Source organism: Pseudomonas sp. C6002, assembly GCF_013385805.1.
Lineage (GTDB): Bacteria > Pseudomonadota > Gammaproteobacteria > Pseudomonadales > Pseudomonadaceae > Aquipseudomonas.
In genome coordinates this window covers 147521-173278 of record NZ_JACAPH010000009.1, presented here as the reverse complement: position 1 = coordinate 173278, position 25758 = coordinate 147521, and the positions used below count along the sequence as shown (strand labels likewise).

Sequence of the window (25758 nt, the reverse complement as noted above, 5' to 3'; positions counted from 1 at the left end):
GACAAACAGCCGAAACTTAAGAAGTGAATGACTTCACATAACTGATCAAGCGGTCCCTTTCGGTAAAGTCCAGTGAACTTTCGGCACTGCTGTAGTTAAGCGCCGAATCAATCGCCGAAAAGAACGCATCTTTATCATGGGCGATAAACACAGAGGGAAGGTCTGAAAAGTTTTCGGCGGTGTCGTACTGGTGATTATTGATGTGTTCACCGCGCCGACTGTCGCGCGGGACAATAACAATCGGTTTGCCCAGTTCAAGGGAGCGAATGATATTGCCCATGCCCGCATGGGAAACAATCACCTTTGACGCATTGAAGTTTTTGGAAAACAGCGGCTCGGCGATGGTCTTGTAAGCCGTAATGCGCCCCAGGTCATTTTCGTTATTGCCCACCTGGGCAACAATCGGGACCTGCGGGTTTGCATGACTCCACTCATGCAAGTAGCCGAGCATTCTTTCAAAGGGTGCTTGAGTGCCAACGCTGCAAAATATCATTTATACAATCCTCCCTTTATATTGGGCGCGGCTGTTTTGCGACAGCGTGGGCCACTGGGTCAGCAACTCATCGACAAAATACACAGCGATCCTGCCGGACAACGAGAGCTTCTTGGGATTGGCAATGCTGTCGATCCACAGGGTCTTTTTGCCCATCAGTTTTCCCGCGACCAGCCCCAGCAACCCCGGTGCCGCCCCGGTGGAGATCACGTACCTGGCCTTGCTGCGGTAAACGATCGCAAAGATCTGGCAAAAGCCCTTGATGATCTTCAACGGTTCACTGCGATTAAAGTCCGGGACTTGCGCGAAGGCATGGGTTGGATACTGCGAGCCAATGCTGATATCCACGGTGGCGATGGTAACTTTTTGACCGTCGAAGGCAGGCAGCAACTTGCTCATTTGTACCCAGTGCCCACCTCCAGAACAAATCAATAAAACATCACTTGATTGACTCATGACGGTTCCCTTCCTGTCAGGTGTAATAGACATCATTAAATAGTGGCGGCAGTTCTTAACAGTTGGGCCTGGCCTTTCCAGCGGGTTATTCGCTTGGCTTTGAGCAAGGCCGATTTCTCTTTATAGGTTTCTTGATTGGCGATGAGCTGCGCGACGCCGGCCTTGATGGACAGCGGGTCCAGGGTGTCGACAAACACCGCCGCCTCGGAAAACAACGAGCGCAGTACCGTGGTATTCGAAAGCGCCATCGGCCTGCCGGCGCTGACCGCTTCGTTGGCCACGCTCAGTTGGACGTTGTCGCGGGTGGTCAGGCCGAGCACCACATTCGCGTGGCACAGCAGCTGTTCAAAGGTCGCCTTGCTGAGGAAGCCGGTCAGCTTGATGTTCTCGGGGAGTGACGCCACGAGCTCCTCGGAGAGCTTGCCCTGATGCTTGCCGGTGATCAGGAAGTCGACACCGGGCATTTCCCGGGCGGCGTTGATCACGATCTCGATCGGTTCATCGATATCAAACGAGCACGGAAACAGTACATAGGGTGTCTCGCGCTCACTGGCGGGCGCCGCGTGAAAGTCACACGGCAAGTCTTCCAGGATAAAGATATTGGTGTCCTTGACGCCCAGGCCGGCCAACTCTTCTTTGACTTTAAAATTATGAACGACGACGGCATCGATTCTATTCAACAGCGCTACCGTGCCCGGAAAGCCTATCCATTGTTTGCGCAACAGGCTGTTGTGGGCATCGGCGATAATCTTCAGCCGCCGGTTGAATATAAACTTGTAGGCCAGTGCTATATGCAATACCGGGCTCGGCGGCAACTGCACCCACAGCACGTCAGGCGAACCGGCCAACAGGGTCTTCAGGGTTTTAAACGACTTGATCAAGTAATCCAGCGGCCGCGCGGATTTCTTCTTGAACTGGTTGGGCAGATGCAGAATGTCATACGCCCAGTATTGCTTCATGGTATCGGCGCGTCGTTGATAGCCAATCCATGCAATCATTAATGATTTCACGTCAGAGTCCTGCATAAATAAAGGTGGGGCCAGTGAGATTGCTTACACTGCAAACCAGATCGGAAAGTCGGCGTTGTATCGAATAGTGTTGTTTCTGAAGCGGATATGTTTGGCCGGATTGCCACCCACGATCGAATACGCTGCAACGTTGCGCGTGACCACACTGCCCGGATAAACAACCGCGCCTGTTCCGATGGTGACGCCTGGCATCACCATCACATTGGGAAAGATCCAGGCATTGTCTTCAATCAACACCGGCTTCCCCACCAGGCAACTCATGGGGTCATCGATATCGTGGCCCAGCGTATAAACCCGGGTGTTATGGGAAATATTGACGTTGTCGCCGATGCGGATGCCCGCCCGGTTATCCAGGTAGCAGTCGTAATTGACCGTGCAGTTTTTCCCGACCGAGAAGTTGCCGAAGGAGAAAAACACCACGTTGCGGTGGATCGTGGTCCGGGCGCCCACCCGGCATCCGGTTGCCCGGAGCAACGCGCGTCGCAGATTGAAAAACAACGCCAGGCTGAGCAGCGTATTGAACAGCGCAACAGCGGCCTTCTTGATGTTCAGTTTCAGGTTCTTCATCTACTCACCCTGCCCTGAAGTATCCGTTACGCGCTGTGAACTCATCACAAAATTCCTGAAGCGGATATTGGTACTCACCGGCGTGGCGAAAGACGGGTTATTGCCACCGAAGAACGTCGAAAACAGCAAGCCGTCGATGGTGATCTCCGGCGTGTCTCTAAACGTCAGCCCGGTTTCCGAGTGCACCAGCTGGTTGTCGTACCAAATGGAAATCACACCGTCGGCCTGCCCCGGCGTATTCAACTTCACCAGTTGCTCCAACCTGTGCCATTGCCCCACCGTAAAGATCCAGGAACCCAACCCGATTGCCGTGCCCCAGGTTTTACTGGTGGGCAAATACGCGTAAATGGCGCCGACGCCCTTTTCTTTCCAGATGTAGCGCGTGGAAAAGCCGTCATGGCCGTTCGGTATCTTGCCGCCCGTATTGCCGGTGCCACCGTAGAGGCCCGGGAGCTTGCCGCCTTTTACAAAGTCGAAATTCCTGTCGAACTTCAACTCATAGGTCAGTACCAGGCATTCCCTGCCCGGTTGCGGCAGTGGGGATTTGAATTCAATGCCGCCGTAGGGCAACCCAAGGCGCACCATCGAACCCGGGTCATAGGAGCCGGCCGGAAAATGCACGGCAATGTCCTTGATCTTTTGGCTGTAGGCCTTGTTCGTCAGATTGGCCCTGCCCTTTATGCTGCTTTGCGCCTGGGGCCCGTCGGCCATCTGCGAAATGTCCGGCAGTAACGGGTAGATGTTCTTGATGCCTGGCTCGCAACGGTCGTTCAACTCAGATGCGCCGCTGGCAGCCACCTGCAGGGCGAACGCCACAATGAGTAGCGTCGAGGCTGTCTTTTTCACGTCGGTTGCCCCTCCACTTTATTTTTCATCGACCCATTTCAAAAAGTCGTCGACCGCTTTTTGCGCAAGGGAAGAACGCTGGGCGATCTCCTGCTTGAGGTGCTCGGCCATTTGCGCCTTGGATTGCCGGAATTCGCTGATGGTGGCCTTGATCACCTCAGGGTCTGGGGTGCTGACCAGCCGGGTGCCCTGCGGCAGCATTTCATGGACTTTTTTCAGCTTGTTTTCGATTTCAACCGCGATGGTGGGAAAGCCCAGGGAAGCCGGCAGCAGTACACCGTGTGCACGGGCGCTGATGATCACGTCGGACTCGACGATCAGTTTCGCCATGAAGGTTTCTGGCGTATCGCCCGCCGCGTCCCAGCACAACCATTCGAACGTGTGGTACTTGTCGATCAGGTGCTGGTCACGTTCCTTGTACAGCGAGACCAGGCGTACCTGCTCGCCACGCTTGGCGAGCTCATCCGCGGCCTGGACCATCGCCTTGATGAACTGTTGCCCGTTCGCGTCATGGGGCCAGTCGCGCAGGATGAAGGACAGGTACTTGCCCTTCTTGAGGCTGCCGACCTCCAGGTCTTTGCTGGAGATCCACAGGTCGGAAAGCAGGCTGGGGTCGGTGTACACCTCGACGTCGGACTTTCCGAAGGCCTTGCAATGCTGCTGGCTGGTACCGTCCCGCACGGAAATGTAGTCACAGCGATTGATCACGCTGACGGCGCGGGTCAGCAGCTTGCCGCCGCCATCGAAGGGGCCCAGGCCAATGCAGAACGCTGCCAGGCGCCGGTGGAAATAGATCCTGTCGACACCACCGCGCAACCCGACATACAAACGCAGAAGCGTGGACTTCAGGTCGGTCTGCGCCTTGATGCTCTTGCACAGCTTCGCCACGATGCCTTTGTTGGCAGCCGCCTCTTTGGCCGGTGGGATAAACGAGAAGAACTGGCCCCCACCGCCCAACACCACCAGGTCAGCCTTGACCGGCTCCTTGATGTGCAGCCACTTGATACGCGGGTTGAAGTTCCTGGCGATCTGCGGATGATCGACACCCACCGCTATATCCGATTCCTTAAAGCGTTTTTTCAGAATATTGATCACGCATAGCATTAATACGTCATCACCCAAATTACCAGGACCGTATGCCCCCCGGATATATACTTTGCTGACATTCATGCTGGGCTTCCATTTTCCACGGGGTCATTAAACACGGCATTCAAGGCAAACGTTGTTGCGAGAATGTAGATAAATATCAGCGCCATGATCATCAATCGATACAGCACACTTTCGACGTAGGCGCTTGATATGAAACTGATGAGAGGCAATGTCCACAAGATCAGGATCCTGGGAGATACGAGCAACTCCAGAGGTAATATCTTCTTGTAGACGAAATACGGCAGTCCCAGCAGGAAGTGAATAAACTGCGAACCGATAAATGCCTTGGCAATCCCGATTGCACCTTCTTCCCGAAGCCACAGTGCTCCGGCAATGAATAACACTCCCCATAGAATGTTACTCATCACACTGAACCAGGCCAGGTTCATCACGATCATTTTTCTTGAAATACCGGACTTGAATGCACTGAGCAGCGAACCCAGGATTACCAGGACTAATGTCACTTCAAAATCCCGCCCCAGGAAACTGCTGCCATACAGTTTGGCCAGCAACTCGGGGAACATGATCACCGGCTGTATGATCACCAACACCACCAGCCAGCCCGACAGAAAGTTCAAGGCGTCCAACTTGCGGCTTTTACCGCCCAGCGCGGCGGCCAGCATCGGCACCAGCACAGAGCCCAACACCACGGAAACATGGGAAAAGATCGCGTTCCATTGCATCGCGGCGGCGTACATGCCCAATGCGGCAAGGCCGTTAGTTGTTTCCGCCAGCAACTTGTTGGCGAACCAGTTCATCGGGGCGACCATCAACCCCGTCAGCAATACCGGCAGGCCAACCGACAGCACTGCGTGCTTTTCAGTCATTGCACCTTTGAAACTCAGCGTGGTATTTCGGGCCTTCAATGTCTTCCAGCAGGCCAGTGCGCTGAAGAACACGATCAGCAATTGAGAACCGGCCAAGCCCAGCAGCGCACCGTTGAGTCGGAACTGCAGGGTCAGGAAGTACGTCGCCGGAATCGCGACAATCGCAATGATTCCGTTGATGGTCGCGATTGTCCGGTATTGGCCCCAACCGGTCAGGCAGCCCTGGGTCCATCCCGACAGGATAATCAACGTGATGGTGCTCAATACGATCAGCGATGCAGCGCTGAGGCTGTCTGCCCCCAGGATAACGCTGGAGAAAAAGTGCGGGAAAAACAGCGCTGTCCCGATGATCATCCCGCTGAACACAACCGAGAACAGCAGCGTCAGCGCGATGCCCCTGCCGGTCTTCTCGGGACAGGTCTCCTTGAACTGCCCGATATGCTTGGCCGTCGCCGTGGTGGTGGCTTGGGCGGCGACGTTGGCAAGCATCACAATCGCGCTCTGGATCAAGCCATACTCGCCAAACGATTGCGCACCCAATACCCGGGCAACCAGGATGCCGGTGATGACCACCGACACTTTGGTGGCCACGGCAGAAACGAAACTCCATGCCGTACTGGACACGAACTTTTTCAACAGTGTGCTGTTCATCCGGCATTCACCTGCAAGGGTGTGGTTATCAGCGGCTGGTCAGGCTTGAGGATCTTTTTGCGTTGCCTGGCGGTGTGTTCGGAACAGACCCGCAGCACAATCGCGCCATACGCGATACCGATGGCGTACGGCTGATAAGGCGTGGCCGAGACAACGAACATCACCCCCAGAAAGATGGCGATCGAAACCGCCACCCGGCTGTTCATGTGCTGGGTAATCGAGGTAATGAACACGTACAGCAAGTACACGCCGATCAGCCCGTACTTAACGAAGTAGGTTAGGTAGGCACTGTCGATATTCGAGTTCTTGTCATCGAGGCCACGGTACTCGAACCAGGGAATCTCGAACGGCGTGCCCGCGCCCAGTCCCACAAAGTAATGCAGCGGGTTCATGCCGCGGATCAACTCCAGCGCCGGGCTGAAGCGCGTGGCCAATTGGGCGGCCATGCCTTCGGACGACAAACCATCATTGATTCGATCAGCCCCGATCATATTGCTGATGCCAATGAACGCCATCAGCACCACCGCCCCGGCCAGGGCAACGCCTATCATGCGGGCCGGCCGGGTGTATTGGTGGATGATGATCGCCGCAAACACCGAGACAAAGATGAAGCGAGAGTTGGCAATGAACAAACAGATGAATGAAGTGGCCAGGCAAATGCTTGCGAGCTTTTTCCTGTGTTCGAACAGCCGTGGGTCTATGAAGTAATAAATCAGATAGGCCACGGCGGCGTACGTACCGCCGTCCAGGTAGCGGTAGGCGTTTTCTTCATAGTAGACGTCTTGAAACTTGTACAAGCCCAAGCGTAACCAGGCAATGTCCAGCACATTGAAGGCGGTCATCGCGATCAATAGCAGGAGCACTGTCTGCAACTTCAGCGTTTTTGCGGCAAGGGTCGCGATGTTCGAGAGCACGATAAATGACAGGATCATTATAAACGGCCGAACATCCTTCAACAGGTACTTGTTCGAGGACTCCAGCAGGCCGCAGGCGAGTAACACCACATACAGCCCGCACCCAAAAAGCAGGCCGCCTGGCACCGTCAATTGTTTCTTCTGTGTAGCCACCTGCCGGATCAGCAGTGCGCCCAGCCCGCCGACGATATAAAAGTCAAAGAAGTAGATACCCTTGAGCGAGATTATTTCGCTGTAGGAGTTACCCGTGGGAATAACAGCCAGCATTATCCCGAACACTACGATTGAGTATTTTGGATTTTTCGCCGCGAGCAAACCCGCTGACAGCGCGATAAGGGATAACAGGTAAAACATGGCTGGGTATTCTTTATGCTGATTTGAATTTGGCACGCTACCGCCCCAGGATTTTTCGTTCATTTCCTGAAAACGTGACCTCTATCCTGCAATTACAGTGGTGAATCAGCTCCGATCAGCCTGGTATTCGTACTGGTAATACCCGTAGTTGCCGTAGCCATATTTGGCCGACGCTTTCTTTTCAACGCCGTTGAAGATCGCGCCCCTGAGCACGATGCCGTTCTGGGCAAATCGGCGCATGGTGTGCTCGATCTCTTTTGCCGGGTTCAAGCCATAGCGGGTGACGATCAGGTTGGTCCCCGATTGCCGTCCCACGATGGCTGCGTCGGTCACGGCCAAGAGCGGTGGCGTATCCAGAATCACCAGGTCATACCGTTCGCTGACCTGCGCCAACAGCTCGGTCAGGTTGCGGTGCATCAGCAGCTCGGAAGGATTCGGCGGTATTTGCCCGCGGCTGATGATGTCGAGGTTTTCAATGGCGGTTTTGTGGATGGCGGATTCAAGGGTGCATTGATTGGAGAGGATGTCGGAAAGCCCATCCTTGGCCGGCACACCCAGCACTTTGTGCAGGTAGCCCCGTCGCATATCCACGTCAATCAACAACACGCGCTGCCCGGTTTGCGCGATGACCGCCGCCAGGTTCACCGAGACAAAGGTTTTACCCACCTCGGGGCTGGGGCCGGAAATCATGATCCGGTTATTCGGCGCCTCGAGCATCGCGAAGTGCAAACTGGTGCGCAAACTGCGCAAGGCCTCCACTGCCAGGTCCGTGGGGTGACTGATGGCCAGCAATGAAGAACCGGCATCGGCACGCCCACGCCCGCGGGTGATTTTGTCTTCTTCGACCTTTTGCAGCGTGCTGTACGGAATCGACGCGTACACCGGCAAGCCCAGTTGCTCGATGGCCTCGGGGCTTTCCAGGCCACGGTTCAGCGCCTTGCGCAGCAGCACCAGGGTCACCGCCAGGAAGCCGCCCAGCAGCGTCGCGATCAGCACGATGAGGATCTTTTTCGGCTTGATCGGCTTGAAGAAATTGACGTCTGCGGTGTCGATCAGGCGCACGTTGCCCACGGTGCCCGCGCGCATCACATCGAGTTCCTGGGACTTGTTGAGCAACTGGGTGTAAATGGCCGTGCCGACCTCGACATCCCGGGTGAGGCTCAGCAGCTCCTGCTGGGTGGAAGGCAGGCTCTCGACCCGGCTCGCCAGGCTCTGCTGCTTGCTGGTCAGCTCGCCGATCTGGGTCAGCAATGCGCGATACGCGGGATGCTGGCGGGTGAACTTGCGGTCCATCTCGGCCTGTTGCAGCTTCAGCTCGGAGATGCTGGTATCGAGGCCCACGATCTGGTCGAGAATCGCCTTGGTTTCCAGGGTGATGTCCACCGACTTGCTGCGGGTCTGGTATTCATTCAAGGCCTTCCCGGCTTTTTCCAGGTCCTTCTTGACCTCCGGCAGTTGCTCCTTGAGAAACGCCAGGCTTTGCGCCGCCTCAGCCGAGGTGCGCTCCACGTTCTGCCGCACGTAGATCGCCGCGATCTGATTGAGGATTTTGATCGCTTGGTCCGGCTCGGTGCTTTCCAGCGCCAGGCCGATCATGCCCGACTCCTTCCCTCGCTCGACCACATCCAGGTTCTCCTGATAGTCGAGGATGCTGGTCAGTCGCGCATTGCGGATCACCCGGAAACGCGTGCCGGGCTTGGCGCGCAGTTCTTCAATCTGGAATGCCACGCCATTTTGCTCGAACGGCTGCCCGGCCTCGCCGGCCGCCAGCACCTGGTCATCTTCATCCACCAGGGTGTAGTGCGCGTTTTCACCCACGGTCAGGGTCAGCTTTTTGCCCAATTGCCCGTCGGGCAGGTCCAGCTTGAAGATCTTCAGCGACTCGCCGCCCCAGGCGAAGCTGTCCAGGCCCAGCAGCGGCTCGGCGATTGCACCGGGGTTGGCCTTCTGGAAGCGGCGCGCCAGGAACTCACCCACTACCGGGAAGTACATCGGCTGTACGACGATATCGAGTTTCAGGTTGTCGACGGTTTTGCCAATCACGTAGCGGGACTGGATCAGCTCGATCTCGGTGGCCGACGGCGACTCCTTGCCCAGCATCCCGCCGATGTCCGAGAAGCCCAGCAAGTCGTTCTTTTTCGCTTCGACCTGCAGCAGGGCATTCGCCTGGTAGACCGGGGTTGCCAGCACCGCATAGGCGACGCCAGTGACCATAAAGGCACCGGTCACCGCAGCGATCAGCCATTTATGGTCGATCAGTGTTCCAAACAGACCGAGGAGATCAATCTCCCCGTTATCGTCTTCCTGTACGGTGACTGCTGGCGTTTGCTGCATAAGTCGGATTCTTAGCCTTTATTTCGATTCAAAAAGTAGTGGCGATCAGCGTGCAAGACGCTGCGCCCATGCGTTTACAGCTTCTTCGATCAACGCATAAGCGTGCACAAACGCGGCCTTGCCTTGACGGTACGGGTCGCTGATCTCTCGCTCGTTTTGCCATTTGCCCAGCAGCAAGACCTTGCCTCGTGCCTCGGGCGCCATGCTGAGTACGGCATTGATGTGCTGTCGTTCCATGACCAGGATCAGGTCGGCTTCACTGATCGCCTGTGGCGCCAACTGGGTGGCCTGGTGCTTGTCGGCCGGATGACCGTGGGCTTCGAGTACCGCACGGGCGGTGGTTTCAATCGGCTTGCCGACCAACGCGGCAATACCTGCAGAACTGATCTTGATATCGGAGCACGGGAGTGCGCCACGCAAAAGACTTTCCGCGGTGGGACTACGGCAAATATTGCCAATACAGACAATCAACACTCTTTTAAACAAGGCACTATCCCCGGGCCATCCATTACCCCATGAAGCAACCTCTTCAACTTCATTACTTCACGGCAGTATTTATTAACACGTAACCCTTACTTCCCCCAAAATTATCTCCGGACGAAAAATAACAACCACCGCCTTCAACCCGACAATTTATAACATTCATTACTTCGTCACTCCCACCGGCTTTAAATTACAGCCTTGTCACGTATCGTCTTATATAGGAAGAGGAACGCCCATGAGCGCAAATGCCAACAAAGCCTGGTACCTGGTCCAGTGCAAATCCCGGCAGGACGAGCGCGCCGAGGAGCACCTCCAGCGCCAGGGCTATACCTGCTTCCGGTCTACCTATAAACGCGAACGGCTGTTGAAGGGCCAGCGCAGGACCACCCGTGAATCGTTGTTCCCCGGCTATCTGTTTATTCAAATGAGCCAGCAGGACAGCTGGAGCTCACTGCGCTCGACCCGCGGTGTGTCGCGGGTGGTGGCATTCGGCGCGCACCCGTTGCCCATCAGCGACACGCTGGTGGACGAACTCCAGGAGCGCGATCACCAGGCCGTGGTGAGCGCCCTGTTGCAGCCCGGCGAAAGCGTGCGCATCAATGAAGGGCCGTTTGCCGAACTTGAAGCGGTCTTCCTGGCCATGGACGGTGAGGAACGGGTGGTGTTGCTGATGAACTTCCTGCAACGGGAACAGCGCATCAACTTGCCATTGGCAGAAATCAGCCGAGTGCAAAGAAGTGACTGATAGCGGCGCTGAACAGACAAGAAATAACATTCAACTTAATAACAGACTAAAAATAACATCCGCTTACTTTTTCACCTCTTGAGAATAAAGTAATACGTGAATTAACAGCGAGGGACGGCCATGAAAAGTTCAAAGCTATTGGTAGAGCGTATCGGCCTGTTTCCTTCTTCGGGAAACATTCACGTCAAGGTTAATAGTTCAACCACCGTTGTAGAACGCATGCAGGTGTTATACGCCGGCCATTCCCTGGACAGTGACGAATCCTGTACCGGGCTTTCAATGGTGTTCGCCGACTGGCGCTTCAAGTTGCAGGTGAGCAATCCCCTGTCCATCTGCCTGTGCGTGGAGAGCCGCGGCGACAGCCACCTGATGCAAATGAAGACGGCCGAACTATTGGCGAATATTTCCTGCACCGAGGAGCGGCCATGAGCATTTATGAGGATCTGAAACGGGCCTACGCCTTGAAAAGGCTGACGAACACGTTTGAAGGTTTCGTGGGCCTGGCACCGCACGAACAACTGCCGGCGGAGCAATATGCGCACAACACCCGGATCATGTCCCACTGGCTGGATCAGTTGCGCGGCAACTCACCGCAGGACATAACCGACACGTTGTTCAAGCAGATGAAGCGTTCGCAGCGCCGTGGCGATGCCCGGCGCTTCAATTGCCAGACGGTGCTGCTGGAGCTGCTGGTGGAAAGTAACCTGGCCCTAGACCTGGCCACTTACTCGGCGTTCAACTGCATGGAAGAGGCCCGCCAGGAAGGCTCCTGATGGGCCTGGTCGGCACCTGATACGGCCACTGCCACATGGTTGAGCAGCTTCTCGGCGTTGTACTTGGGTGCCATCGCACTTAACAACAGGATCACCATTCCCCCACCGATCAACGATGGGGAAACCCGCACTTCAACCACCTCAAGGCGCCACAGAAACGCCAGTGCCGCCATGCCGCCCAAAAAGCCACCGGCCAGTGCTTCGTTGAGTGGGTGAATATAGGGTGCCACGCAATAGGCACTGAACCAGCCGGCGATCAACATCCCGGCGATAGCTGCGGGCCAGCGCCACTCGGGGTTGACCCGGCGCGCCACCAGGCTCATCGCCACGGGCACCATCAACGACGTATTCATGGCGTGACCGCTGAGCACCGCAATATCCAGCTGCTGGAGCGCCACGCCCCAGCCCTTGAACAGCAACTTGCTGAACGCCACGATGGAATAGGTGCAGGCGATGGTCATCAGCCACCACTTGACCGCCTGGGGCCGGGAATACCAGAGCCAGACGGCGATCACCACTGCGGCCGGAATCATGACGGTGATACCGCCATATTGCGCCAGTTCTTCCCGTATCAAGTGCTGTTCCCTACCCGCAAGTTTTTCCCGGACCCATGAGACCTCAGGTCCGGGCAAAACACAACGACTTCAGGGCGTGCCAGCCAGCGATTGCGGCGAAAACACCTCGGTATCCGTCAGTTTCCGTACCTCTACCCGGTGCGGGAAAATCTTCTTTTCCACAAACAAATCATCCACCTGCTGCAACGCCTGCACATCCCGCTCCTCTACCGGCAGCAGCGACTCATCACCCCATGTGCGCAGCAACTGTGAAACCTTGAGCGGGATATCGTTGACCGTGGCAAACACCCGTGCGTATTCCTCGGGGTTCTGCTGCGCCCATTCAAAAGCCTTGGCGAACCGCTGCAAAACGTCACGCAACGCCTGGCGCTTGAGCGGGTCGGTGAGCACTTCATCGGACGCGGTAATAAACGTCAGGCCGGTATTGATGCCCTCCCCGCTGATCAGCACCCGCGCGCCCTGCTGTTCGGCGAACGCCTGGTACACCCCGAAGGTCGCCCAGGCTTCGATCTTGCCGGCGTTGAACGCAGGTAATGCATCGGTGGGCAGCACGAAGCCGACGTTGACGTCCTTTTCATCCACGCCGGCATTCGCCAGGGCGCGGATCAGCAGGTACTGGGAAATGCTCCCACGGGCCGACGACACCACCACATTGCGTCCTTTCAGATCGGCCACGCTGTGGATCGGTGAATCGGGCGGCACCAGGATCGCAATGCTGCGCGCCTGACTGCGGCGCACCGCAACGATACGCAGCGGCGTGCCTCCGGTGGCAGCCGCCAGCACCGGTGTATCCCCGGCCGGGCCGAGGTCCACGGCGCCGGCGCGCAAGGCTTCGAACAGCGGCGCGGCGCCCTGGAAGTTGGCCCACTGGACCTTGTAGTCGATGCCATCCAGGGCGTGTGCGGCCTCCACCACCGTACGCAAGCCCTTGGCCTGGTCACCGAGGATCAGGGTCACACCCGACAGATCCGATGCAGACTTCGGCGCTTCAGCGGCTTTGTCGCAGCCGCCCATCAGCAGTGCAGCCGCCAACAGGCAAAGGGTTCTGAATTCAACCATGGGCAAACCGCCTGACGCTGGCGTTCGCAGGCTGGGAGGCCGGGGCGTCCACTTCAACCCCCAACAGGCTCAGCAAGCGGGCGCGAATCGCCTGGAAACCGTCCTGGCCGGTATCCCGTGCACGGGGCAGGTCGATGCGCAGTTGCTCGGCAATCTTGCCCTCCGCCAGCACGATCACGCGGTCGGCCAGCAGGATCGCTTCGTCGACGTCGTGGGTCACCAGCAACACGGCCGGCGTGTGTTTGCGCCAGAGTTCGATGATCAGGCGATGCATCTTGATGCGGGTCAGCGCATCCAGCGCGGCGAACGGTTCGTCGAGCAACAGCAGCTTGGGCTCGCGCACCAGGCCGCGGGCCAATGCCACGCGCTGGGCCTCGCCGCCGGAGAGGGTCGCCGGGTACGCCTCCAGCCGATGGGCCAGCCCGACTTCCGTCAACGCCTGCACCGCACGGGCCTTGGCGTCGGGAACCCGCAGGCCGAGAATCACGTTTTTCCAGGCGCGCTTCCACGGCATCAGGCGCGGCTCCTGGAACACCGCCGCCCGGGCCTTGGGCACGCGCAACTGGCCGCTGTCGATGCTGTCCAGGCCCGCGAGGCTGCGCAGCAAGGTGGTCTTGCCGGAACCGCTGGCGCCCAGCAACGCAACGAACTCCCCCGGGGCGATATCCAGGTCCAGGCCGTCGATGACCCGCTGCTGGCCGAACTGGCGCACCACATTGCGCAACTGCACCGGTGCTGTTGAAGCTTCGAGAATCGACATGTCAGTTCCTCACAAACGATGGGCGCCAGGCCAGGGCAAAACGTTCCAGGGTGCGGATCAAGCCGTCGATCAGCAGGCCCAGCACGCTATAGATCAACAGGCAAATCACGATCACGTCGGTGCGCATGAAGTCCCGCGCATCACTGGCCAGGTAGCCGATACCGGCGGTGGTGTTGATTTGCTCGACAAACACCAGGGCCAGCCAGGAGATGCCCAGGGAATAGCGCAGGCCGACAAAAAACGAAGGCAACGAGCCCGGCAGGATCACGTGCCAGATCAGCTCGCGACGGTTGAGGCCGAGGGTGTTGGCGGCCTCGATCAGTTTGGGGTCGATGTTGCGGATGCCGGCGAACAGGTTGAGGTACACCGGAAAGGTGGTGCCGGTAACGATAAGTGCGATCTTGGTGAACTCGCCGATGCCAAACCAGAGGATGAACAACGGCACCAGTGCCAGGGAAGGAATGGTGCGCAGCATCTGCATCGGTGAGTCGAGGATTACCTCGCCGCGCTTCGACAGGCCGGTGATCAACGCGGCCACCACCCCGATACTCACGCCAATGCTCAAGCCCAGCAGCGCCCGTTGCAGGGACACCAGCAGGTGCTTGCCCAGCTCTCCGGAGACGATCATTGCCCACAGGGTGCCGCCAATCTGAGAAGGCGCGGCGATGATCCGTGCCGGGATCAAGCCCAGCTCGGAGGCCAGTTCCCACAGCAACAGCAACACAATCGGGCTGACCAGCCGCAGCAACACATCGGGGGTGCGCCAGTTGCGCAGCCAGCGCGGAATCAAACGGGATGCAACGCCGGCTTGACCCTCGGCCTTGTCGACGGAAAACGAACTGGCGTTAAGGGACTTTTCAGTCATCGGGCTTCCTTCCTCATCAAGAACACGGCCAGGAGCGCCGCTGCGGTTTCATGCTATTCGCATAAAAAACCTCAGTGAAATTCTATTTGGGAATAACCTAATACGATTAAAATGCGCATTACTGATAACGATCTAAAACTATGATTCTGTATTTTTATAATTAGGATAGAACCAATCGGCATTTTACAGGCCCGGGTGCGGCCCCTATTTTCGATAGCAGCTTTATTCCTGCCCTCAACAAGGACTGACCATGAGCATCGAATTTATCGGCTATATCGGCGGCCACCACGCCTCCGAGATCCACCCTCGCAGCGGCCCGACCTTGCAGCCCGACTACGTGGAGACCGTGGCCCGCGCCCACGAAGAGGCCGGCTTCGACCGCGCGCTGGTGGCCTTCCATTCCAACAGCCCGGACAGTACGTTGATCGCTGCCCATGCGGCCAGCGTGACGAAAAAGCTGCAGTTCCTGATTGCCCACCGGCCCGGCTTCGTCCAACCCACCCTCGCTGCGCGGCAGTTCGCCACGCTGGATGTGTTCAACGGCGGGCGCACCGCGGTGCACATCATCACCGGCGGCGACGACCGTGAACTGCGGGCCGATGGCAGTCATATCGACAAGGATGAGCGTTATGCGCGCACCGACGAGTACTTGAGCGTGGTGCGGCAGGAATGGACCAGTGAAAAGCCCTTCGACCATCACGGCACTTACTACCGGTACGAGGGTGCGTTTTCGACGGTGAAGTCGCCGCAGCAGCCGCATATACCGTTGTATTTTGGCGGGTCTTCAGCGGCGGCCATTGCGGTGGCGGGCAAGCATGCGGATGTGTATGCGCTGTGGGGTGAGACCTACGAGCAGGTGAAGGAAGTGGTCACCCAGGTGCGGGCTGAGGCGGCCAGGCATGGGCGTACGGTTCGCTTCAGTTTGTCGTTGCGGCCGATTCTGGCAGAGACTGAAGCGCTGGCTTGGGAGCGTGCGGACAGCATCCTGGAGCAGGCGACGGCGCTGGCGCAGAAGAATGGGTTTGTGAGGCGTGAACCGCCGAATGAGGGGTCGCGGCGGCTGTTGGCGGCGGCGGCCCAGGGGTCGCGGTTGGATAAGCGGTTGTGGACCGGGATTGCGGGGTTGCTGGGGGCCCAGGGTAACTCTACATCGCTGGTGGGTACGGCCGATCAAGTGGCCGAGGCGTTGCTGGATTATTACGACCTGGGTATCACGACGTTTTTGATTCGTGGGTTTGACCCGCTCAATGATGCGATCGATTACGGCAAGCGGCTGATTCCACTGACCCGGCAGTTGGTGGCTGAACGGGAACGCCAGGCGGCGGAAAAAGTCGCCTGAAACCACCTGAAGGAGCTGCCCACGCAGCTCCCGCAGAGAAAATCGCTGATTGCATCCAACCCTCTCGCCACGCTAAAGTTGAGAATAATTATCAATCACTAGCTGGCACCCGCATTCCATGAACAACCGCAGCAGTTTCGAACAGGACGTCGAACACCTCTACCTTGAACACAGTGGGTGGTTGAAAAACTGGTTGCGCAAACGCCTGCACGAAACCGCCGATGCCGATGATCTTGCCCAGGACACATTCGTGCGAATCATCGGTGCGCGGCGTCCGGTCAATGAATTGCGCCAGCCCCTGGCCTACCTTGCCACCATCGCCAACAGCCTGCTGATCAACCGCTGGCGCCGCCAGGCAGTGGAGCGCGCTTACCAACACGTGTTGGCCGAGCAACCACAAGCGCTGGAGATATCGCCGGAAGACAAATACCTGCTGATCGAAACCCTGGTGGAGGTCGATGAACTGCTGCATGGGATGCCCGCCGGCATGCGCGAGATCTTCCTGCTGTCGCAGCTCGACGGGCTGACCTACAAGCAGATCGGCAGCCAGCTGGGCCTGAGTGTGGACAAGGTGCAAAAGTCCATGAGCAAAGCGTTCGCCCTCTGCTATGCCAGCCAGTTCGAGTAAGCGCCGTGTCGGTTCAGGATCATCAGGAACACCCCATCCCCGAATCCGTGCGTGACCAGGCTGTCGCCTGGTTCACCCTGGCGCAATCGGGTGAGATCAGCCCCCAGCAGCAGGAACAGTTGCAACAGTGGCGCCAGGCCGACCCCCAACACGAACGCGCCTGGCAACGCTTCACCACCCTCACCCAACAGTTGCAACGGCGCAGCCAGCAACTGAGCACCCCGCTGGCACGCCAGACCTTGCAACAGACCCGAACCCTGGAGCGTGATCGTCGCCAGGTGCTGAAACTCGTGTTGGGTGCCGGCTTGTTGGGCGGTACCGCCTGGCAGGCCAGTGACAGCTTTTGGGTACAAAGCGTCCTGGCCGACTACCACACCGCAACCGGCGAACGCCGCCACCACACGCTGAGCGACGGCACACAAATCTGGCTTAACACCCGAACGCTGCTGGATGCGCAATACGATACCCAGGAACGCCGCCTGACCCTGCGTCAAGGCGAAGTCGACATCCTCACCGCCAGCGACCCCGCCGGGCGCCCCTTGCTGGTGTACACCGCCGAAGCGCGCCTGCAGCCGTTGGGCACGCGGTTCACCGTACGGCGCGAAAACGATGGGCACGGAACCCTGGTGTCCGTCAGCAGCGGCCGGGTCGCCGCCCGCCTCAAGGCAGGAGGCGAGGCGCTGGTGGTAGACGCCCACTCACAGGCCTGGATCAGCAGCACTCGCGTCTACCCGGCACAACCGGCCAACCTGAACGATACGGCATGGATCGACGGATTCATCGTGGCCGAACGCATGCGCCTGGAGGATTTCGCCCAGGAACTGGCGCGGTATCTGCCAGGCATTTTGCGCTGCGAACCGGCGGTCGCCGACCTGCGACTGAGCGGCTCTTACCCGCTGAACAATCCCGGGCAGATCTTCTCGATGCTTGAACAGAGCCTCCCGGTGAAGGTGCAGCAGCGCACGCGTTATTGGGTCACCCTCACCGCGCGGTGAGCCTGCCATGAAAATAAACTGAAAAAAGCCGCAGGTTTTTCATTCTCGTTTGGCTTATGGGCGACTCCCGCTCATTGCAGTGGCGGGAAAGCCCTCCTCCTGACTCCGGAAACCTGCCATGAAAGACCGCTCCGCCCCTCGCCCACGCAGCAGCAATCATCGCTGTGCATCAACCCTCAGCCTGGTCCTGTTCAGCGGCGCGGTACTTGCGCAAAGCGTGCTCGCACCGGTAGCCCTGGCGCAAACGGCAGACAGGCAGATCCACTTCGCGGTCGGCGCAGGGCCGCTGGACCAGGTGTTGGGCCAGTTCGGATTGCAAGCAGCCATTGCGGTGTCCGCCAACGCGAGCCTGACCGCCGGCAAAAACAGTCCGGGCCTCGAGGGTGCCTACACAGTAGCCCAAGGCTTTGCGAGGATTCTGGCGGGCAGCGGTTACACCGCCGCGCTGCAAACCAACGGCAGCTATGTGCTGGTGCCCGAGGCCGACAGCACTGGTGCCCTGGAGCTCGGCGCCACCAACATCAATGCCACGGGGCTGGGTGCTACCACGGAAAATACCGGCTCCTACGCCACAGGCTCAATGCAGACCGCCACCAAGCTGCCGCTGTCGCTGCGTGAAACGCCGCAATCGGTGACCGTCATCACCCGTCAACGCATGGACGACCAGGGCATGCGCAGCCTCGACGATGTGGTGCAGGCAACCCCAGGGCTGCGCATGTCCGCAGCACGGCCGGCCAACAGTGAGTATTTCTCCCGCGGTTTCCCCATCAACAACCTGATGTTCGACGGATTGCCCACCACCTACAACGCCGACTGGGTCGCCGCTGCCGACATGGCGCCCTACGACCACGTGGAAATCGTGCGCGGCGCCACCGGTCTGATGCAAGGCGCCGGCAACCCGTCCGCGGCGATCAACATGGTGCGCAAGCGACCGACGCGGGAGTTCCAGGCCAGCGTCACTGGCAGCGCCGGCAGCTGGGACAATTACCGCTCCGAGCTGGACGTGTCCGGCCCCCTCAACGACAGCGCCAGCGTGCGTGGACGGTTTGTCGGGGCGTACCAGGACAAGGACAGCTTCCAGGATTACGCCGGCCGCGAACGGGGGGTGTTCTACGGCATCAGCGAGTTCGACCTGAGCGACAGCACCACCCTGACCCTGGGAGCTTCGGATCAGAACGATAACAACAACATCAACTGGGGCGGGTTACCGGTCAACAGCGACGGCAGCCATGCCAACTTTTCCCGTTCAAAGACCTTTGGGTATAGCTGGAGCCACCAGGACATCGACAACAAAACCGTATTTGCCGAGCTGGATCACCGGTTCGACAATGACTGGCGCCTGCACCTGGCCGCGTCAAAGAACTGGTCTGACTTCGCGCTGACCGGTGCCGTGCTGGAACACTACGGCGCCTACCAGCAGCGGGTGTTCAACCAGACCCGCAACTACGATCAGTCCACTTATGATGCCTACGCCAGCGGACCATTCAGCCTGTTGGGGCGCCAGCATGAACTGGTCGTGGGTGCCAGCAAGCGCCAACTCAAGACCAGCGGCAAGGGCGGCAACACCTTCATTCCAGTGGCCGACATCATCAACTTCAGCCCCCGCAGCGTACCCAAGCCCAGTGTTCCGGACAGCTACGACCTGAATGAAAAAGTCGACCAGGAAGGCATCTACATCACCACCCGCTGGAGCATCACCGACCCGCTGAAAGTCATTCTCGGCGCACGCCTGGACTGGTACGACACCACCTCGATCTACAACCAGATCAATGACGGTTACTACACCAACAGCCAATACAAGGTCACCCGCAACCTGACGCGCTACGCGGGCGTGATCTATGAACTGGACGAGCACCACTCGGTCTACGCCAGCTACACCGACATTTTCATGCCGCAAAGCGAGGTCGCCAACGACAACTCGGTGATCAAGCCGATCGAAGGCAAGAACTACGAAATAGGTATCAAGGGTGAATACTTCGGCGGCGCGCTCAATGCCAGTGCCGCGCTCTTCCAGATCGACCAGGAAAACCGCGCGGCCTTGCTCGACAGCCAGTCCCAGTGCGCGCGCAGCAACGACGGTGTGTACTGCTACGAAGCCGCCGGCAAGGTCCGCAGCCAGGGTATCGACCTGGAACTGATCGGCGCCCTGACCCCTGATTGGCAAGTGGGCGCCGGCTACACCTTCGCCCAGGCCAAGTACCGCAAGGACGCCGATCGCACCAAGGAGGGCCGCCTGTTCGACACCGACCTGCCACGCCATATGTTCAAGTTGAACACCGTGTACACCCTGCCAGGGGAGCTGGATCAGTGGCGTGTCGGCGCCAACCTGTATGGCCAGAGCAGCATGTTCAACAAGGGCAGCAACTCAAGTTTCGGCCCCTACCATATCGAACAGGAGGCCTATGCACTGGTGGGATTGATGGTGGGCTACAAGGTCAATCAACACCTCGATACCCGGCTGAACGTCAACAACCTGTTCGACAAAAAGTACTATCAGGGCATCGCCAGCAACAGCACCTGGAGTCCGTATGACGTGTACGGCGATCCACGCAATTTCACGGTGACCGCCAAGTACAGCTTCTGACCCGACCTGCGGTGAGGGAGCAGTCTCTCTCACCGCATCGATCAGTTCTTGTAATCGGTATCGCTGCGCTCCAGCTGCCGAATCAACGCATTCCAGTGCCGCGCCACCCCCGGCCCATCCCCGCTCTTGAACACTTCTGCCTGCTTCTCCACCTTGGCCACCACCTCCGCCGGCGGAAAGATCAACTCGGCATTCCCCCCCGCCTGCGCCGCAATCTGGATATTGCACGCCCGCTCCAGCCCCTGCAGCTGCTGGAACGCATGCTCCACACTCACCCCCGCCGTCAGCAATCCATGGTTGCGCAAGATCATCACACTCTTGTCCCCCAGGTCCGCCACCAACCGCTCACGCTCATCCAGGTCAAGGGCCACACCTTCATACCCGTGGTACGCAACGCGCCCGGAAAACCCGATGGAATGCTGGGAGATCGGCAACAACCCGTCCTTCTGCGCCGACACCGCAATACCGTCGCGCGTATGCGTATGCAGCACGGCCTGCAAATCGTGGCGAGCCGCATGGATAGCGCTGTGGATCACATAGCCCGCATAGTTGATCCCCAGGCCCGTAGGGTCATCGACAATCGTGCCGTCGATATCCACCTTGACCAGATTCGAAGCGCTGATCTCATCGAACAACAGCCCGTAGGCATTGATCAGGAAATGCTCCTCAGGCCCCGGCACCCGGGCGGAGAAGTGGGTGTAGATGTGGTCGGTCCACTTGTACAAGGCCGCCAATCGATAGGCCGCCGCAAGTTTAACGCGCACCTCCCACTCTTCCGGGGTAACCCGCTGGCGGACGTTGTTCGAGACACTGGAGATCGAGGTGACGCTGCTCATGGCAAAACTTCCTGGATGGCCTTAAGGACTTCCAGGCAAGCCTAGGGGATGACCAAAAATAATAAAAAGCACATTTTAATCTAAGCTAATTATTATTTTTTTTCATATCACGCCGCATTGCGCACCTTGTGCAACGACGCCGTCACCAGCTTGCCAAACGCGTCCACCGGCCCTTGCAGGTTGCCCAGGAAATGCGGGTAGATCAGCCACAGGTCCATCACCGGCTTGAAGTCCTTCAGTGGCATGGCCGCCAGTTGATCGCGATGGGCACTGCGCTCCAGCAGCGGGCGTGGCACCAGGCCGAGGCCCAGGCCGTCAGCCACCAGGCCCAGTTGCAGCTCGGTGCCGAAGGTCTCCAGGTTGACCCGCAACGCCAGGCCCTGGTCCGACAGGGTGCGTTGCAACCCGGCACGGAAACCGCAGCCATCCGGGTTCAGGATCCAGCCATTCTGGTACACGTCCGCCAGCTTGCAGGGCTTCTTCGGCAGTTGGGCCTTGGCACACACCACCACCAGTTCCATCTTGCCGATGGACTCGCCGACGATGTTGTCCGGGAAGATCTTGCCCGCCGGAAACAGCGCCGCCGCCGCGTCCAGTTCGCCGCGCTCGATCTTGCCCACCAGTTGGCTGCCCCAGCCGGTAGCCACCTGAGCCCGCAGCTCGGGGAATTCACTGCGCAGGTGCTTGAGGGCGTCCAGCAACACCACGTCGCCAATGGTCTGCGGCACCCCCAGGCGCAGCAGGCCGGTGGGCGGCGCGTCGGTGGCCACCAGTTCCCGCAGGGCGTCCATTTCCCGAAGGATCGAACGGCACTGTTCATACACCCGCGTTCCGATCAAAGTAGGCTTGAGCGGCTTGGTGTTGCGGTCGAACAACTCCACCCCCAGCGCCTGCTCGAAGTTCTGCACGCGACGGGTAATGGCCGGCTGGGTCAGTTGCAGCGACTCGGCGGCATGGCTGATGGACTGGCAACGAATCACTTCGACAAAGGCATCGATATCGTCAATTTTCATTTGGGCCGCACATAGAGAACAGTCATTAAGATGTGTGAAAAGCATAGTTCCATAAACGGTGGCTGGATAGCCCAACCCGCGGATCGATAACGTCTAACGCTATTCAAACCGGTTCTAAATTACTTTCCGCTATAACCTAATCATTAAAAAATAGCATATTAACTATAAACATTATGCTTAGATAAACCCATCACCACGAACCACCCACGATGGAATTGTCATGACCCAGGCCCGACACCCGGAGAGACTCAGAGCATTCATTGGCGCCCTGGCGGAATTGATCGACGGCAACCCTCGCGAAGGCGACCTGCTGCACCGCGGCGGCAAGCTGCTGGCGCAACTGGTCAGCCACGATGACTGGCTGCCGGACGAGTTTGCCCAACCCGACCCCGAGCGTTATCAGCAATTCCTGCTGCACGCCGATTCGCGCCAGCGCTTCAGCATCGTCAGCTTTGTGTGGGGGCCGGGGCAGACCACGCCGATCCATGACCATCGCGTGTGGGGGCTGATCGGCATGCTGCGCGGTTCCGAGTATTCCCAGGGCTTTGCGCGTAACGCCGAGGGCGCACTGGTCGCCGACGGCAAGCGCATCCAGCTGGAACCCGGCCAGGTGGAAGCCGTGTCGCCGAAGATCGGTGACATCCATCAAGTCAGCAATGCCTTCAGTGACCAGGTGTCCATCAGCATTCATGTGTATGGCGCCAACATCGGTGCGGTGCGCCGCGCCGTGTACCAGCCGGACGGCAGCGAGAAACTGTTTATCTCCGGTTATTCCAACGCTTTTCTCCCGAACATCTGGGATTTGTCCAAAGACGCCCTGTCCAAAGAGAGCCCTGCCCCATGACTCTATCGAACCGCAGCTTCGCCCAGATTCGCCAGGCCCTCCTGGACCGTGAAGAAGTCGCCCTTGTGGATGTGCGCGAGGAAGCGCCTTTCGCCGAATCCCACCCGCTGTTCGCCGCGAATATCCCGCTGTCGAAACTGGAACTGGAAGTGTATTCACGCATCCCACGCCGGGATACCCAGGTGACGGTGTACGACAACGGTGAAGGCCTGGCACAGATCGCCGCCCAGCGTTTGCAGGCGCTCGGCTATACCGAGGTCAGCCTGCTGGAAGGCGGCCTGGACGGTTGGCGCAGCGCCGGTGGCGAGCTGTTTATCGACGTCAACGTGCCAAGCAAATCCTTTGGCGAGCTGGTGGAAAGCCAGCGCCACACACCGTCGCTGGCGGCTGAAGAAGTGCAGGCGTTGCTCGACAGCAACGCCGACGTGGTGGTGCTCGACGCCCGCCGCTTCGATGAATACCAGACCATGAGCATTCCCACCGGCATCAGCGTGCCCGGCGCCGAACTGGTGCTGCGCGCCCGTGAGCTGGCACCGGACCCGGCCACGCGCATTATCGTCAACTGCGCCGGGCGTACCCGCAGCATCATCGGCACCCAGTCGCTGATCAATGCCGGCATCGCCAACCCGGTGTCTGCCCTGCGCAACGGCACCATCGGCTGGACCCTGGCCGGGCAGAAGCTGCAACACGGCCAGGCTCGACGCTTCGCGCCGACCTCGGAAGAACACCGCCAGATCGCCGCCAGGGACGCCCGCCAAGTCGCCGACAAGGCCCGCGTAGGCCGCGCCACCCTCGCCGACCTGCAACGCTGGCAGCAGGAAGCGGCGCGCACCACTTACCTGTTCGACGTACGCACCCCGGAAGAATTCGAAGCCGGCCACCTGCCCGGCTCGCGCTCCACACCGGGCGGCCAACTGGTGCAGGAAACCGATCACGTCGCCAGCGTACGCGGCGCCCGGCTGGTACTGGTGGATGACGACGGCGTGCGGGCCAATATGTCTGCGTCCTGGCTCGCACAACTGGGTTGGGAAGTGCATGTGCTGGATGACCTGCAACCTGCGCACTTCAGCGAACCGGGGGCCTGGGTTGCCCCCGTCCCGGCGCCGCAACAGGCCGAACTCATCAGCCCGCACACCCTCGCCGAATGGCAGGTTCATGGCGACACCGCAGTACTGGATTTCACCGCCAGCGCCAACTACGTCAAGCGCCACATTCCCGGTGCCTGGTGGGCGTTGCGCGGGCAGTTGCCCGAAGCCTTGCGCAAGGTGCCTGCTGCCGAACGCTACGTGTTGACCTGTGGCAGCAGCCAGCTGGCGCGCCTCGCGGTGGCGCAAGTCGAAGCGCTGACCGGCAAGCCCGTGTTCCTGCTGCAGGACGGCACTGCCAGCTGGATCGCCGCGCAACTGCCGCTGGAGGAAGGCGAGACCCGCCTGGCTTCACCGCGCATCGACCGCTACCGCCGCCCGTACGAAGGCACCGACAATCCGAAGGAAGCCATGCAGGCCTACCTCGACTGGGAGTTCGGCCTGGTGGACCAGCTGGCCCGCGACGGCACCCACGGGTTTTATGTGATCTGAACACCCCCAGGAGCGAGCCCGCTCGCTCCTCTTCCCACTGCCAGCCGACCCCTTCTCCAGGCGGAGGCGACTGAACGCAAGACCTAGCCTGGAGCCCGCCTGATGCGCTTTACCCTTGCCCTTTTACTGGCCGCCCTCACCCTGGGTGCGACTTGCCAGGCCGCCGACCTGCAGCCCCTGCGAGTGGCCAACCAGAAATCCACCATCAAGGCGCTGCTGGAAGTCGCCGGCGAAACCCGGGATGTGCCCTACGAAATCCAGTGGTCCGAGTTCCCCGCCGCCGCACCGCTGGGCGAAGCCCTCAACGCCGGGGCCGTGGACATCGGCGCGCTGGGGGACGCGCCCTACGTGTTCGCCCTCGGTGCCGGAGCACCGCTGAAGGTGGTGAGCATCATCCACGCCGAAGGCCGCAACACCACCGCGCTGATTGTTCCGAAAGATTCCCCGATCCACGATCTTGCCGACCTCAAGGGCAAGCGCATCGTCACCACCCGCGGCTCCATCGGGCACTTCCTGGCGATCAAGGCGCTGCGCAGCGCCGGCCTTTCCACCCACGACGTGCAGTTCATCTTCCTGCTGCCCAGCGAGTCACGGCTGGTGCTGGATAACGGCACCGCCGATGCCTGGTCGACCTGGGACCCCTACACCACCGTGGTCACCAGCCAGAGCCAGGCAAGGGTCCTTGCCAGCGGCAACAACCTGCTGAGCAATCACCTGTACCTCGCCGCCACCAGCAAGGCGATTGCCGACAAGCGCGTGCAGCTGGACGACTTCGTGGCCCGGGTCGACCGCGCCTACCGCTGGAGCAACGATCACCCGCAGGCGTTCGCCGCCGCCATGGCCAAAATCACCGGCTTGCCGCTGGAGGTACACGTAGCCGTGGCCAACGCCACCCATATGCAACCGGTGGCGATTGACGACTCGGTGATCAGCGGCCTGCAAACCACCGCCGACATCTATCAGGGCGAAGGCCTGCTGACCAAACACATCGACGTCTCCCAAGGCTTCGACAAAAGCTTCAACGCCAAACGTGCCCCGCTTACCCAGGCTTCCCGCTAAAAGG

General features: G+C 59.3%; 26 protein-coding genes. 10 read left to right on the top strand and 16 right to left on the bottom strand.

What is annotated here, in order from left to right:
* Positions 1 to 16: 16 nt before the first annotated feature.
* The 10 genes from HX817_RS04545 to HX817_RS04500 form a co-directional block, all read right to left on the bottom strand.
* Entirely contained in the window at positions 17 to 493 is a 477-nt protein-coding gene (locus HX817_RS04545; RefSeq protein WP_003211352.1) for a glycosyltransferase, read from the bottom strand.
* Positions 494 to 892, bottom strand: coding sequence for a polysaccharide biosynthesis protein (locus HX817_RS04540; RefSeq protein WP_003211350.1), 399 nt, complete (start codon positions 890 to 892; stop codon positions 494 to 496).
* A 92-nt stretch (positions 893 to 984) separates the two neighbouring features.
* Entirely contained in the window at positions 985 to 1947 is a 963-nt protein-coding gene (locus HX817_RS04535; RefSeq protein ID WP_087694223.1) for a hypothetical protein, read from the bottom strand.
* 54 nt (positions 1948 to 2001) lie between these two features.
* Positions 2002 to 2544 (bottom strand): DapH/DapD/GlmU-related protein, encoded by a 543-nt coding sequence (locus HX817_RS04530; protein ID WP_087694222.1) that lies wholly within the window; start codon positions 2542 to 2544, stop codon positions 2002 to 2004.
* Positions 2545 to 3390 carry a polysaccharide lyase gene (locus HX817_RS04525; RefSeq protein ID WP_371317768.1) on the bottom strand — a complete coding sequence of 282 codons (846 nt, stop codon included), beginning with the start codon at positions 3388 to 3390 and terminating at the stop codon, positions 2545 to 2547. It abuts the gene before it with no gap.
* An 18-nt stretch (positions 3391 to 3408) separates the two neighbouring features.
* Positions 3409 to 4560, bottom strand: coding sequence for a polysaccharide pyruvyl transferase family protein (locus HX817_RS04520; protein WP_134326349.1), 1152 nt, complete (start codon positions 4558 to 4560; stop codon positions 3409 to 3411).
* A complete protein-coding gene (locus HX817_RS04515; RefSeq protein WP_177022021.1) occupies positions 4557 to 6017 on the bottom strand; it encodes an oligosaccharide flippase family protein in 1461 nt (486 codons plus the stop codon). The genes HX817_RS04520 and HX817_RS04515 overlap by 4 nt, the downstream gene beginning before the upstream one ends.
* Positions 6014 to 7285 (bottom strand): DUF6369 family protein, encoded by a 1272-nt coding sequence (locus HX817_RS04510; protein ID WP_023658751.1) that lies wholly within the window; start codon positions 7283 to 7285, stop codon positions 6014 to 6016. The genes HX817_RS04515 and HX817_RS04510 overlap by 4 nt, the downstream gene beginning before the upstream one ends.
* Before the next feature lie 105 nt (positions 7286 to 7390).
* A complete protein-coding gene (locus HX817_RS04505; protein ID WP_177039862.1) occupies positions 7391 to 9619 on the bottom strand; it encodes a polysaccharide biosynthesis tyrosine autokinase in 2229 nt (742 codons plus the stop codon).
* A 45-nt stretch (positions 9620 to 9664) separates the two neighbouring features.
* On the bottom strand, positions 9665 to 10105 hold the full coding sequence (locus HX817_RS04500) for a low molecular weight protein-tyrosine-phosphatase (RefSeq protein WP_032899408.1): 441 nt from the start codon (positions 10103 to 10105) through the stop codon (positions 9665 to 9667).
* Between the two features lie 232 nt (positions 10106 to 10337).
* Here HX817_RS04500 and rfaH point away from each other — a divergent pair, with 232 nt between their 5' ends.
* The 3 genes from rfaH (at position 10338) to HX817_RS04485 (ending at position 11620) form a co-directional block, all read left to right on the top strand.
* Positions 10338 to 10847, top strand: a complete 510-nt coding sequence (gene rfaH, locus HX817_RS04495) for a transcription/translation regulatory transformer protein RfaH (RefSeq protein ID WP_003211330.1) — start codon at positions 10338 to 10340, stop codon at positions 10845 to 10847.
* A gap of 120 nt (positions 10848 to 10967) precedes the next feature.
* Positions 10968 to 11276 (top strand): hypothetical protein, encoded by a 309-nt coding sequence (locus HX817_RS04490; protein ID WP_023658750.1) that lies wholly within the window; start codon positions 10968 to 10970, stop codon positions 11274 to 11276.
* A complete protein-coding gene (locus HX817_RS04485; protein WP_134326346.1) occupies positions 11273 to 11620 on the top strand; it encodes a hypothetical protein in 348 nt (115 codons plus the stop codon). Before HX817_RS04490 ends, HX817_RS04485 begins: the two co-directional genes overlap by 4 nt.
* On the opposite strand, the gene HX817_RS04480 is transcribed toward HX817_RS04485, so the two are convergent.
* From HX817_RS04480 to HX817_RS04465, 4 genes are all read right to left on the bottom strand, one after another.
* Complete coding sequence (locus HX817_RS04480) at positions 11572 to 12195, bottom strand: hypothetical protein (RefSeq protein WP_087694216.1); 624 nt, start codon at positions 12193 to 12195, stop codon at positions 11572 to 11574. The genes HX817_RS04485 and HX817_RS04480 overlap by 49 nt on opposite strands.
* A 69-nt stretch (positions 12196 to 12264) precedes the next feature.
* Positions 12265 to 13254, bottom strand: a complete 990-nt coding sequence (locus tag HX817_RS04475; protein ID WP_177039861.1) for an ABC transporter substrate-binding protein — start codon at positions 13252 to 13254, stop codon at positions 12265 to 12267.
* Positions 13247 to 14014 (bottom strand): ABC transporter ATP-binding protein, encoded by a 768-nt coding sequence (locus HX817_RS04470; protein ID WP_177039860.1) that lies wholly within the window; start codon positions 14012 to 14014, stop codon positions 13247 to 13249. The genes HX817_RS04475 and HX817_RS04470 overlap by 8 nt, the downstream gene beginning before the upstream one ends.
* Position 14015: 1 nt before the next feature.
* Positions 14016 to 14879 (bottom strand): ABC transporter permease, encoded by an 864-nt coding sequence (locus HX817_RS04465; RefSeq protein WP_003211316.1) that lies wholly within the window; start codon positions 14877 to 14879, stop codon positions 14016 to 14018.
* A 250-nt stretch (positions 14880 to 15129) separates the two neighbouring features.
* Here HX817_RS04465 and HX817_RS04460 point away from each other — a divergent pair, with 250 nt between their 5' ends.
* The 4 genes from HX817_RS04460 to HX817_RS04445 all read left to right on the top strand — a co-directional run bounded on the left by HX817_RS04460 (position 15130) and on the right by HX817_RS04445 (position 20425).
* On the top strand, positions 15130 to 16218 hold the full coding sequence (locus tag HX817_RS04460) for an LLM class flavin-dependent oxidoreductase (RefSeq protein ID WP_177008629.1): 1089 nt from the start codon (positions 15130 to 15132) through the stop codon (positions 16216 to 16218).
* A gap of 118 nt (positions 16219 to 16336) precedes the next feature.
* Positions 16337 to 16846, top strand: coding sequence for a sigma-70 family RNA polymerase sigma factor (locus tag HX817_RS04455; protein ID WP_177008630.1), 510 nt, complete (start codon positions 16337 to 16339; stop codon positions 16844 to 16846).
* Between the two features lie 5 nt (positions 16847 to 16851).
* The gene (locus HX817_RS04450) at positions 16852 to 17841 is read left to right on the top strand and encodes a FecR domain-containing protein (RefSeq protein ID WP_371317767.1); all 990 of its coding nucleotides are present in this window, start codon (positions 16852 to 16854) and stop codon (positions 17839 to 17841) included.
* A gap of 118 nt (positions 17842 to 17959) precedes the next feature.
* Complete coding sequence (locus HX817_RS04445) at positions 17960 to 20425, top strand: TonB-dependent receptor (RefSeq protein WP_177039859.1); 2466 nt, start codon at positions 17960 to 17962, stop codon at positions 20423 to 20425.
* Positions 20426 to 20466: 41 nt separating this feature from the next.
* Here HX817_RS04445 and HX817_RS04440 read toward each other — a convergent pair whose 3' ends face one another.
* Entirely contained in the window at positions 20467 to 21261 is a 795-nt protein-coding gene (locus HX817_RS04440) for a class II aldolase/adducin family protein (protein WP_010171950.1), read from the bottom strand.
* A gap of 107 nt (positions 21262 to 21368) precedes the next feature.
* Positions 21369 to 22274, bottom strand: coding sequence for a LysR family transcriptional regulator (locus HX817_RS04435; protein WP_177039858.1), 906 nt, complete (start codon positions 22272 to 22274; stop codon positions 21369 to 21371).
* A 220-nt stretch (positions 22275 to 22494) separates the two neighbouring features.
* Here HX817_RS04435 and HX817_RS04430 point away from each other — a divergent pair, with 220 nt between their 5' ends.
* From HX817_RS04430 to HX817_RS04420, 3 genes are all read left to right on the top strand, one after another.
* Positions 22495 to 23118, top strand: coding sequence for a cysteine dioxygenase (locus tag HX817_RS04430; protein WP_087694851.1), 624 nt, complete (start codon positions 22495 to 22497; stop codon positions 23116 to 23118).
* A complete protein-coding gene (locus HX817_RS04425; RefSeq protein ID WP_177039857.1) occupies positions 23115 to 24695 on the top strand; it encodes a rhodanese-related sulfurtransferase in 1581 nt (526 codons plus the stop codon). The genes HX817_RS04430 and HX817_RS04425 overlap by 4 nt, the downstream gene beginning before the upstream one ends.
* A 102-nt stretch (positions 24696 to 24797) precedes the next feature.
* Positions 24798 to 25754, top strand: a complete 957-nt coding sequence (locus tag HX817_RS04420; protein WP_177039856.1) for an ABC transporter substrate-binding protein — start codon at positions 24798 to 24800, stop codon at positions 25752 to 25754.
* Positions 25755 to 25758: the final 4 nt, after the last annotated feature.

What these genes read in the sequence shown, in the direction of transcription:
- HX817_RS04465 (WP_003211316.1), bottom strand. Translation starts at nt 14,879, where the DNA reads ATGACTGAAAAGTCCCTTAACGCCAGTTCGTTTTCCGTCGACAAGGCC.
- HX817_RS04425 (WP_177039857.1), top strand. Translation starts at nt 23,115, where the DNA reads ATGACTCTATCGAACCGCAGCTTCGCCCAGATTCGCCAGGCCCTCCTG.
- HX817_RS04505 (WP_177039862.1), bottom strand. Translation starts at nt 9,619, where the DNA reads ATGCAGCAAACGCCAGCAGTCACCGTACAGGAAGACGATAACGGGGAG.
- HX817_RS04545 (WP_003211352.1), bottom strand. Translation starts at nt 493, where the DNA reads ATGATATTTTGCAGCGTTGGCACTCAAGCACCCTTTGAAAGAATGCTC.
- HX817_RS04440 (WP_010171950.1), bottom strand. Translation starts at nt 21,261, where the DNA reads ATGAGCAGCGTCACCTCGATCTCCAGTGTCTCGAACAACGTCCGCCAG.
- HX817_RS04540 (WP_003211350.1), bottom strand. Translation starts at nt 892, where the DNA reads ATGAGCAAGTTGCTGCCTGCCTTCGACGGTCAAAAAGTTACCATCGCC.
- HX817_RS04535 (WP_087694223.1), bottom strand. Translation starts at nt 1,947, where the DNA reads ATGATTGCATGGATTGGCTATCAACGACGCGCCGATACCATGAAGCAA.
- HX817_RS04455 (WP_177008630.1), top strand. Translation starts at nt 16,337, where the DNA reads ATGAACAACCGCAGCAGTTTCGAACAGGACGTCGAACACCTCTACCTT.
- HX817_RS04520 (WP_134326349.1), bottom strand. Translation starts at nt 4,560, where the DNA reads ATGAATGTCAGCAAAGTATATATCCGGGGGGCATACGGTCCTGGTAAT.
- HX817_RS04420 (WP_177039856.1), top strand. Translation starts at nt 24,798, where the DNA reads ATGCGCTTTACCCTTGCCCTTTTACTGGCCGCCCTCACCCTGGGTGCG.
- HX817_RS04485 (WP_134326346.1), top strand. Translation starts at nt 11,273, where the DNA reads ATGAGCATTTATGAGGATCTGAAACGGGCCTACGCCTTGAAAAGGCTG.
- HX817_RS04530 (WP_087694222.1), bottom strand. Translation starts at nt 2,544, where the DNA reads ATGAAGAACCTGAAACTGAACATCAAGAAGGCCGCTGTTGCGCTGTTC.
- HX817_RS04515 (WP_177022021.1), bottom strand. Translation starts at nt 6,017, where the DNA reads ATGAACAGCACACTGTTGAAAAAGTTCGTGTCCAGTACGGCATGGAGT.
- HX817_RS04475 (WP_177039861.1), bottom strand. Translation starts at nt 13,254, where the DNA reads ATGGTTGAATTCAGAACCCTTTGCCTGTTGGCGGCTGCACTGCTGATG.
- HX817_RS04470 (WP_177039860.1), bottom strand. Translation starts at nt 14,014, where the DNA reads ATGTCGATTCTCGAAGCTTCAACAGCACCGGTGCAGTTGCGCAATGTG.
- HX817_RS04510 (WP_023658751.1), bottom strand. Translation starts at nt 7,285, where the DNA reads ATGTTTTACCTGTTATCCCTTATCGCGCTGTCAGCGGGTTTGCTCGCG.
- HX817_RS04435 (WP_177039858.1), bottom strand. Translation starts at nt 22,274, where the DNA reads ATGAAAATTGACGATATCGATGCCTTTGTCGAAGTGATTCGTTGCCAG.
- HX817_RS04430 (WP_087694851.1), top strand. Translation starts at nt 22,495, where the DNA reads ATGACCCAGGCCCGACACCCGGAGAGACTCAGAGCATTCATTGGCGCC.
- HX817_RS04490 (WP_023658750.1), top strand. Translation starts at nt 10,968, where the DNA reads ATGAAAAGTTCAAAGCTATTGGTAGAGCGTATCGGCCTGTTTCCTTCT.
- rfaH (WP_003211330.1), top strand. Translation starts at nt 10,338, where the DNA reads ATGAGCGCAAATGCCAACAAAGCCTGGTACCTGGTCCAGTGCAAATCC.
- HX817_RS04445 (WP_177039859.1), top strand. Translation starts at nt 17,960, where the DNA reads ATGAAAGACCGCTCCGCCCCTCGCCCACGCAGCAGCAATCATCGCTGT.
- HX817_RS04460 (WP_177008629.1), top strand. Translation starts at nt 15,130, where the DNA reads ATGAGCATCGAATTTATCGGCTATATCGGCGGCCACCACGCCTCCGAG.